The organism is Cellulomonas biazotea, assembly GCF_004306155.1.
GTDB classification, from domain to species: Bacteria; Actinomycetota; Actinomycetes; order Actinomycetales; family Cellulomonadaceae; genus Cellulomonas; species Cellulomonas biazotea.
In genome coordinates this window covers 1-1,593 of record NZ_BIMR01000495.1, presented here as the reverse complement: position 1 = coordinate 1,593, position 1,593 = coordinate 1, and the positions used below count along the sequence as shown (strand labels likewise).

At 79.5% G+C, this 1,593-nt stretch carries 1 pseudogene; it reads left to right on the top strand.

The window, feature by feature from the left end:
• Window positions 1-413 precede the first annotated feature (413 nt).
• A pseudogene (locus tag CBZ_RS21920) lies at window positions 414-1,593 on the top strand (GTPase); the annotation flags it as partial.

Genomic DNA, 1,593 nt, shown 5'->3' with positions numbered 1-1,593 from the left:
GCGCTCGTCGAGGTCGCCGCGCGACGGGCGGCGGGCGGGGGCGTGGGTGAGGCGGCCGGGCGCGCGACGGCGGGGACCGGCGCCGGGGGAGCCGCGGACGGTCCCGGCACCGGGAGCACCGTCGAGGGATCGGGCACTCTCGGTCTGTCGAAGGGCGACGGCACGGCGGGTCCGGCCGGCGACGGTGCTGCGGGTCCGGCCGGTGACGGTGCAGCGGGAACCGGCCGACTGCGCGGCGCGGGTCTCGGAGCAGCCGGTGGTGCCGCCGGCGTCGACGTCGGCAGCGGTCGGCACGCGCGGCGTCGCGGCGAGGACGGGGGCGACACGGGCGACGACACCGGTCGCGGGCTGCGGGCGTGGTGGGCGCGCGTGCGTCGAGGCGGACGCTCGTGAGCCCGACGCCACGGCGAGGGGTGGACGACCCGGCGAGTCGCGTCGCGGCGCTCGAGGAGGCGGTGCGGCTCGCCGCGGGGCGGCTCGGCCCTGAGGTCGAGGAGCCCGCGGTCGAGGTCCTCGGTCGCGCGCGCGAGCGGCTCGCGCTGTCCGGCGACTACACGGTGGTCGCGCTCGCGGGCGCGACCGGGTCGGGCAAGTCGTCGCTCATGAACGCGCTGGTCGGGCGCGAGGTCGCGCGTCCCGGCGTCATGCGGCCCACCACCGGTCGCCCGCTCGCCGTCGTCCTGCCGCCACCCACCGCGGAGGCGCCCGTGCCGCCGGGAGACGGCACCGTGCCCGGGCAGGGACGCCCGACGACGGGGGTGGCGAACGGCTCCGGTCCGCACGACCTGCTCGACTGGCTCGACGTCGCCGACCGGCACGTCGTCACGGCGGACGACGTCCCCGTCGCGGAGCGTCGCGCGTCGCGGTGGTGGCGGCGCGCCAGGACCGCCTCGCTCGTCGCCCCGCCTCGCGCGGCTGGTTCGCACGGCGCGACGACCCGCGCAGACGCACCGCTCGGCGAGACCTGGAGTGGTGACGCCGTCCGCGCGCGCGGCGAGGACGGCGACGGCGGCGACCCGGCGCCGGCCCTCGCCGGGCCGCGACTGCCGACCGGTGCCGTGCTGCTCGACCTTCCCGACCACGACTCGGTCGTCGCGGAGCACCGGGCCATCGCGGAGCGGCTGTACGCACGGGCGGACCTGCTCGTCTGGGTCGTCGACCCGCAGAAGTACGCCGACGCCGCGCTGCACGTCCGCTACCTGCGCCCGCTGGCGGGGCACGCGTCGGTGCTGGTCCTCGCGCTGAACCAGACCGACCGGCTCGCCCCGCGGGAGGTCGACGCGGTCGTCGCCGACGTCCGCCGGATCGCGGCGCAGGACGGGCTGCGGGACGTCACGGTGCTGCCGGTCAGCGCGGCGACGGGGGAGGGCGTCGAGGCGCTGCGCGCCTACCTCGTCGAGGCGTCCCGCCGTCGTGCGGCCGCGACGCAGCGGGTGCTCGCCGACGTCCGCGCCGCCGGGGCCGTGCTCCGCGACGCGTGCGGCACGGCCGGTGCGCCGGGCGCCCCCGAACGGAGCGTGCAGCGGCTCGTCGACGCGCTCGAGGTCGCCGCCGGCGTCCCGCTGGTCGTCGACGCGGTCCGGCGCTCGGCGC